At 72.7% G+C, this 7210-nt stretch carries 6 protein-coding genes and 1 tRNA gene; 4 read left to right on the forward strand and 3 right to left on the reverse strand.

The features are described from left to right. Positions 1-56 precede the first annotated feature (56 nt). Positions 57-728 carry a DUF4097 family beta strand repeat-containing protein gene (locus AC07AW_RS08020; RefSeq protein ID WP_478814625.1) on the reverse strand — a complete coding sequence of 224 codons (672 nt, stop codon included), beginning with the start codon at positions 726-728 and terminating at the stop codon, positions 57-59. 384 nt (positions 729-1112) lie between these two features. Here AC07AW_RS08020 and AC07AW_RS08025 point away from each other — a divergent pair, with 384 nt between their 5' ends. Further along, entirely contained in the window at positions 1113-1922 is an 810-nt protein-coding gene (locus tag AC07AW_RS08025; protein ID WP_478814626.1) for a bestrophin-like domain, read from the forward strand. A gap of 164 nt (positions 1923-2086) precedes the next feature. Here AC07AW_RS08025 and AC07AW_RS08030 read toward each other — a convergent pair whose 3' ends face one another. Then, complete coding sequence (locus tag AC07AW_RS08030; protein WP_478814627.1) at positions 2087-2755, reverse strand: TetR/AcrR family transcriptional regulator; 669 nt, start codon at positions 2753-2755, stop codon at positions 2087-2089. Between the two features lie 58 nt (positions 2756-2813). Between AC07AW_RS08030 and AC07AW_RS08035 the strand changes: the two genes are divergently transcribed. Further along, complete coding sequence (locus AC07AW_RS08035; RefSeq protein ID WP_478814628.1) at positions 2814-4262, forward strand: MFS transporter; 1449 nt, start codon at positions 2814-2816, stop codon at positions 4260-4262. Further along, positions 4259-4660 (forward strand): cupin domain-containing protein, encoded by a 402-nt coding sequence (locus tag AC07AW_RS08040; RefSeq protein WP_478814629.1) that lies wholly within the window; start codon positions 4259-4261, stop codon positions 4658-4660. The genes AC07AW_RS08035 and AC07AW_RS08040 overlap by 4 nt, the downstream gene beginning before the upstream one ends. A 154-nt stretch (positions 4661-4814) precedes the next feature. Here the strand turns inward: AC07AW_RS08040 and AC07AW_RS08045 are convergent. After that, positions 4815-4887 (reverse strand) — tRNA-Arg (locus AC07AW_RS08045). A gap of 301 nt (positions 4888-5188) precedes the next feature. On the opposite strand from AC07AW_RS08045, the gene AC07AW_RS08050 reads away from it, so the two are divergent. Beyond that, positions 5189-6799: a dynamin family protein gene (locus tag AC07AW_RS08050; RefSeq protein ID WP_478815307.1), complete on the forward strand. Its 1611-nt coding sequence runs from the start codon at positions 5189-5191 to the stop codon at positions 6797-6799. Positions 6800-7210: the final 411 nt, after the last annotated feature.

Genomic DNA, 7210 nt, shown 5'->3' on the forward strand with positions numbered 1-7210 from the left:
GAACACCACAGGACTGAGGTTCCCACGCCGGCCGCTCGCATGAACGCCCTTCGGGCTCAAAGGCTGCGGGCGGTGATGTCGCCGTAGGAGGTGGTGGCGCGGATGCTGAGCCCGGCGCCGGAGCCGTCGGCGTTCCGGAGGGAGTTGTGGATCCGGCCGTAGGCGGTGCCGGCGTCGAGGGAGGCGGAGACGCCCCGGGCGGCGCCGACCTTGATCTCGCCGGCCTCGGTGCGCAGCACGACCGTGCCGCGCATGGCCTCGTCGACCCGGAGGTCACCCTTCAGGGTCCTGATCTCGGCGTCGCCGCCGAGGCGCCCGACCGTGATGTCGCCGTCCTGGAGGGTGAGGCGGGCGCCCGCGGTCTCGTCGAGCTTGACGGTGGCCTGCGCGCTCTCGAACGTGACGTCGCCGAGCCGTCCGACCCCGCGGAGCTCGGCGGCGGCCGCCTTGGCGTCGACCCGGGAGCCGGCGGGCAGCTGGACGGTGACCTCGACGGCCCCGGACGGACCGAAGTACTGGTTCTTCGCCGGGGGGACGGTGATCCGCAGAACCCCGTCGGCGAAGGAAACCCCGGTCTGCTCGGCCGCCTTCACGTCCCGGCTCTTGGAGGCGTCGGCGGGCAGGACCTCGACGGTGGTGTCGGTCCGGTCGGCGGCGATGAACCGGATGCGGCCGGCGGGGATGTCGAGGACGGCGGAGACGGGGGCGGTGGTGTCGAACTTCTGCATGGTTCTGCTCCTTGGACTCGTCGTTTCCGATGAAGGAAAAGCTACGTTGCGTTCGTGAGTCTGGCAACGCGAGGATCGCGAGAATCAGCAATAACTGCAGGTGAAAGCCGGGATTTCATTGCAATGGAAGGGAAGTTAAAGCAACGCTCCACTCCTCCCTCGTTGCAATGGATGAAGGTGAACGCCATGACGGGGTGGTCGAAGGGCGACGAGGGGGCCGCCCCCGGGTGATCGGCCGGACGCGAACTGGGCCAGGCGGGTCTACGCGGTCGTGGCCCGGATGCGGCCCTGCCTAGCCTGTGGAGAGGTGGCCGGGCGAGCGCGGCGGCCGCCCTACGACCTCGCCTGTCGGCGTTCGGCAACTCACGTCCCAGGAGGCCGCTTGTGGCGCTGTGGCTGCTCAATCACCTGAGTACGTTCGTACTGGCCCTGCTCATGGTCGGTTCGATCGTGCTCGTCGCCGTCGCGGGCAGCGCACTCGCCCGCCGCCGGTTCCCCCGCCTGGCCGAGGGCGAACACAACGAGATGGTCGGTGTCGTGCTGGGCATGTTCGGCGCGATCTACGGGATCATCCTCGCGTTCGTGGTCGTCACCCTGTGGACCCAGCTGGACCACACCCAGACGGTGGTCTCCCAGGAGGCCACCGACGTCTCCCTGGTCGTCCGCGCCACCCGGTCCTTCCCGCCCGCGGAGCGGGCGCGGGTCGACAGGGCGGTGGGCGCCTACGTACACGCCGTGGTCGAGGTGCAGTGGCCGAAGATGCGCGAGGGCCGACCGAGCTTCGCCGCCACGTCCAAGCAGCTCGGGGGGATGTACGAGGCGCTGCAGGCCTACGACCCGCCCACGCCGCGCGACCAGGCCTTCTACGGGGAGGCCGTCACCCGGCTCAACGACGCGGCCGCCATGCGACGGGAACGGATCAACATCGCCACGAACGAGCTGCCGGTGCTGCTCCAGGTCCTGGTCTACGGCGGGGCCGTGGTCATCATCCTGCTGACCTTCCTCTACGGCCTGCGCAGCCTGAAGATGCAGTTCCTCTTCGTGGCCACCGTCGCCGGTCTGATCGGCTTCAGCCTGCTCCTGGTCCTGGTTCTCGACCGTCCCTTCGCGGGCGACCTCACCGTGAGCTCGCAGCCCTTCAAGGAGTCGTCCCTGTCCCAGTTCTGGCCGGAGGCGGCGGCGGGCCAACCGTGACGTCGAGTGGTCCTGGCCCTGCACGGAGCCCTGCACGGACGTTCCTGGACGTCAGCCGCTCTTCGCGTGTGCGGTGAAGTCGACTTCCCGGTGGCGCAGTTCGCCGACATCGCGATCAGGTCGTGCGGGGAGCGGCCGTGGCGGCCCGGTTCGCCCGAGTGCCGTCAGCGGCCGGCGAGAAGGCCGTCCACCAGGGCCCGGAGCCCGTCCAGGTAGGTGTCCTCGGCGGTCAGCGGCGCCCATCGGTCCGCGACCTGCGCCAGGCGGGGCAGCTCGCGCGGGTCGAGATCGGCGAAGACCTGCTCCCGGTAGGTCGCCCGGTCGTCATCCGCGCGCCGACGGGACGCCGTCGCCCTGACGACGATCTCGCCGGCGGTGTAGTACCAGATCGCGCGGTAGCCGTGCACGGCCCGGTCGGCGGAGAGCCCGCAGGCGACCAGGCCGTCGACGATCTGCTCGACGAACCACAGTGCGGTCGTGGACATCAGGTCGTCGGCGGTCAGGACCTCCACGATCCATGGGCAGGCGGCGAGCGCCTCGTGGACCGCGGCGGCCGCGACGACGACCCGCTCGCGAGGGTCGGCGGGCAGTTCGGGGCGGCGCAGGGTCCGTGTCGCGTAGTCGTCGAGGAGCAGGACGAGCAGCTCCTCCTTGTCGCGTACGTGGTGGTAGAGCGCCATCGGTGTACTGCCGACCTCCGTGGCCAGCCGCCGCATCGTCAGTCGCCCCACGCCCTCTTCGGTCACGATCCGGCGGGCCGTCCCGACGATCTCCTCGCGGGAGATACGGGGAGGTCGGCCCTGGGTCTTGCGCGGTGCGGACGGCTGCGGCATGCCGCCCATCATCCCTCAGGTGTTGACAACGACGACCTCCGGCACTCACTTTTCTTACATGTATAAAAACTCTAGGGGGCGGCCCGGAGTGGTGCTCGCGGCAGCCGCCGTCGCCCAGTTCGTCGTCGCCCTGGACATGTCCGTGGTCAACGTCGCCCTGCCCGCGATCCGCGCCGCTCTGGGATTCGCCCCGCTCGACCTGTCCTGGGTCGTGCACGTCTACGCGCTCACCTTCGGCGGGTTCCTGCTCCTCGGGGGCCGTGCCTGCGACCTCTACGGCCGGCGCCGGATGTTCGCCCTCGGGCTGACCGTCTTCGGACTGTGCTCGCTGGCGGGCGGCCTCGCCCAGGCTCCCTGGCACCTCATCGCCGCCCGCGCCGGGCAGGGCCTGGGCGCCGCCGCAGCCGCGCCGGCCGCGCTGGCGATGCTCACCACCACCTTCGCCGAGGGCCCGCGGCGCGTCCGCGCGCTCGGGGTGTGGAGCGGGGTGAACGCCGCGGGCGGCGCCCTGGGCGTGCTGGCGGGCGGGCTGCTGACCGAGTACGCGGGCTGGCGCTGGGTCATGCTGATCAACCTGCCCATCGTGGCCGCGGCTCTCGCGCTCATCCCCGCAGGCGTGCCCGCCGGAGCGTCGCCCGCCCGTCGCGAGAGGCTCGACACGCCGGGTGCCGTCCTGGCGACCGGCGGAGTCGGACTGCTGGTGCTCGGCGTCGTCCGCACCGACACCCTCGGCTGGGGCTCCCCGGTCACCTGGGCGACCCTCGCCGCCGCGGCCGTACTGCTCGCCGCCTTCGTCCTCGCCGAGTCGAGGGCCGCCGCACCGCTGCTGCGCCTCGGGCTGCTGCGCAGCCGCTGGGTCGCCGGCGCGAACGTGCTGGTGTTCCTGGCCGCGGCCGGGCAGTTCACGGCGTTCTACTTCGTGTCCCTCTACATGCAGCAGGTCCTCGGCGTGGGTGCCGCGGCAACCGGCACCGCATTCCTGCCCTTCTCCCTGGGCCTGGTGGCGGGAACCGTCGTCGCGACCCGCATCACCACGGCACGCACACCCCGGGTGTCCCTGGTGCCCGGCGCCCTCCTTGCCGCCGCGGGCCTGGCGTGGTTCGCCTTCATCAGCCCCGACGGCGGCTTCCTCACCGACGTACTCGGCCCGTCCCTCGTCACCAGCGTCGGCGCCGGAATGGTCCTGGCCCCGGTCGCCGCCGCCGCGACCACCGGCGTCGCCCCGCAGGAGGCCGGCACGGCCTCCGGCCTCATGAACAGCTCCCGCCAACTCGGCGGCTCCATCGGCCTGGCCGCCCTGGCCACCCTCGCCGCGCACCACACCGGCACGGCCACCGACCCCGCCGCGCTCAACGACGGCTACGCCCTGGGCCTGGCCGTCGCCGCGGCCATGTTCGTGCTCGCGGCGGTCGTGGCGATCGGCGTACTGCCGCGCCGCCGGGCCGTCACCCCCCTCCCGCAGTCCACCACCCCCGCAGAGAACCAGCTGGAAGGAACACCGTCATGACGACCACGACCACCACCGTCGACCTGTTCGCCTCGGCACTGCACTTCCACCCCGACGGCGACGTCCGGGCCGTCGAACGGCAGATGACGAGCGGCGGCTCCGACGCCTGGCAGATCGCCGCGTTCCACGTGGAGACCGACGCCGACGTGCACGCCGACCACTGGGAGATGCACCCCGAGGCCGAGGAGGCGGTGTGCTGCCTGACCGGCGGTGTCCGCGTCTACTTCCGTCCCGACACACCCGGCACCGCCGAGGACATGGTGACTCTGCGGGCAGGCACGGCGGTGATCGTCCCCCGCGGCCGCTGGCACCGCCTGGAACTGGACGCCCCCAGCGACCTGATGTCGATCACCCTCCGCAACGGCACCCGCCTCGAAAAGCGCACCGACACCCCGTGACCGGCAGATGGCCCGGCAGCCGTGCTGCCGGGCCACCCGCGAACCCTGCCCGAGGACTTGGTGACGCCCGCTCCCTCGCCCGCCTGCCCCGTCCCCGGCAAAATCCTCCCCTGACCAGGAAAAAGGACCCTCCCGAAGGAGGGTCCCGATCTTGCGCCCCCGGCAGGACTCGAACCTGCGGCCAAGTGCTTAGAAGGCACCTGCTCTATCCACTGAGCTACGGGGGCCGGGTGGTGGCCGTGTGGCCAGGAGCCCCTGGTGGGTGGGGTGTGCCTGCCGGGACAAGGATAGGGCTCCGATCGCCTTGGCCTGGTTGCTTCACCTGCGTGGCACGATGTGGAGGTTCGGTGAAGCGAACCGATAATCGCAGGCAGGTGCGATTCGCGCAGCGCTTTTCACGCCGCTCGGGGCGGGTGTTGTGCACTCGTTATGCCCGACCTTCCGGTCACCACCCTTCTCTTCGGCGCGCAGGGTCGCAATACGCTTCAAAAAAACTCATAAATTGGGCATTCTTCGCATGTGGTGACCTTGGACGAACGGCCTCAGCTGATCGACGCACTCTCCGCCCTGCGCGACCGAGTCGCCGCCGTGCGTCTCCCACTGCCCCTCCCCGACACGCCGCGCGCCCGCCAGACCCGGGCCGAGTTGCTCGCCCAGCTCGACGACTACCTGGTGCCCCGGCTGAAGGACCCCGACGCCCCGCTCCTCGCCGTCGTCGGCGGATCCACCGGGGCCGGGAAGTCCACCCTCGTCAACTCCCTTGTCGGGCGCCGCGTCAGCGAGTCGGGGGTGCTCAGGCCCACCACCCGGACGCCCGTGCTCGTCTGCCACCCCGAGGACCACCACTGGTTCGCCGGCATGCGCGTCCTCCCTCAGCTCACCCGCGTCTGGCTGCCCCAGGCCGACGAGGACCACCCCGTCGACGAGCCCGCCCCCGAGGAGAACGCGCTGCGCGTCGAGACGGCCTCCTCCCTGCCCCGCGGGCTCGCCCTGCTCGACGCCCCCGACATCGACTCCCTCGTCGTCGAGAACCGGCTCCTCGCCGCCGAGTTGATCTGCGCCGCCGACATCTGGGTGATGGTCACCACCGCCTCGCGGTACGCCGACGCCGTGCCCTGGCACCTGCTCCGTACCGCCAAGGAGTACGACGCCACCCTCGTCACCGTCCTCGACCGCGTCCCCCACCAGGTCATCGGCGAGGTCTCCCGGCAGTACGAGGCGCTGCTCGGCAAGGCCGGCCTCGGCGACGTACCCCGGTTCACCATTCCCGAACTGCCCGAGTCCGCGGGCGGCGGCAGCGGACTGCTGCCCGACAGCGCCGTCGCCGCCCTGCGCGGCTGGCTCGCCCACCGCGCCCAGGACCCGGCCGCCCGCCAGCAGGCCGCCGACCGGACCGCCTCCGGCGTCATCGACTCCCTCGACGCCCGGCTGCCCGAGCTGGCCGGCGCGGTCGCCGCCCAGTACGCCACCGCCGTCCGCCTCGGCGGCGTCGTCGAAGCCGCGTACGGGGAGCAGGGCAAGCGGGTGCGCAAGGAGCTCGGCCGCGGCGCCGTCCTCGCCGGCGACGCCCGCACCCGCTGGCGCGGCTACCCCCGCGACAGCACCGCCGAGGAGCTCCTGGACGCCCTCGCCGAGTCCCTCGCCGCGCTCCTCCACTGCGCGGTCTCCGCCGCCGAGGAGCGCGTACGGGACATCTGGCGCCGTGAACCCGCCTCCGAGCCCCTCGGCCCGCTCCGTACCGGCGGCGACCGGGAGACGGCCGAACGCATCGGCGTGGAGGTACGCCGCTGGCGCCGCGTGCTCGAAGAACTGGCCGAGGAAGAGGTACGGAACGTGGAGCGCCCCTCGGGATCCCGCGCCGCCGTCCCCGAACCCGACACTGTCGCCGCGCTCCTCGCCGCCTCCCTCCTCGGCGGCCGCCGCGCCCGCGCCGCCGGCGAACGCCTCGCCGAACTCCTCGGCGCCCAGGCCGCCCTGCGGCTGCGCGACAAGGGCGGCGCACTCGTCCTCTCGTACGTCGACCGCGTCCTGCACACCGAGCGCGACCGCCGCCTCGCCCCCCTCGACGCCCTCGACGTCACCCCCGAGCCGCAGGCGGAGCTGATCGCCGCGCTCTCCGTACTGCAGAAGGAGAAGTGACGTGGTGAACGACGACCGTGGCCGTGGCCGCGAGAGCAGTGGTGAGCGGGGCGGGGAGGGCAGCCGCGGGCGCGGCGCGGAGGGGGAGGGGGGTCGAGGCCGTGGGCCGGGCCCGGAAGGCGGCTTTGCGCTGGGCCGGGAGCGCGGGCGTGAGCGCGCGGGGGAACGAGGCCGCCGTGCGCCCGGCTTGGAGGGCGGCTCTGTGCTGGGCCCGGAGCGCGGCCGTGGGCTCGGCCCGGCGGGCAGCCGCGAGGCGGCCCGGGAGCGCGGGCGTGAGCGCGCGGGAGAACGAGGCCGTGCGCCCGGCTTGGAGGGCGGCTCTGTGCTGGGCCCGGAGCGCGGCCGTGGGCTCGGCCCGGCGGGCAGCCGCGAGGCGGCCCGGGAGCGCGGGCGTGAGCGCGCGGGAGAACG

The sequence above is a fragment of the Streptomyces sp. NPDC044003 genome, assembly GCF_056435185.1.

Coding starts and splice junctions, on each gene's coding strand:
- AC07AW_RS08020 (WP_478814625.1), bottom strand. CDS start 728: ATGCAGAAGTTCGACACCACCGCCCCCGTCTCCGCCGTCCTCGACATC.
- AC07AW_RS08030 (WP_478814627.1), bottom strand. CDS start 2,755: ATGCCGCAGCCGTCCGCACCGCGCAAGACCCAGGGCCGACCTCCCCGT.
- AC07AW_RS08035 (WP_478814628.1), top strand. CDS start 2,814: ATGTATAAAAACTCTAGGGGGCGGCCCGGAGTGGTGCTCGCGGCAGCC.
- AC07AW_RS08040 (WP_478814629.1), top strand. CDS start 4,259: ATGACGACCACGACCACCACCGTCGACCTGTTCGCCTCGGCACTGCAC.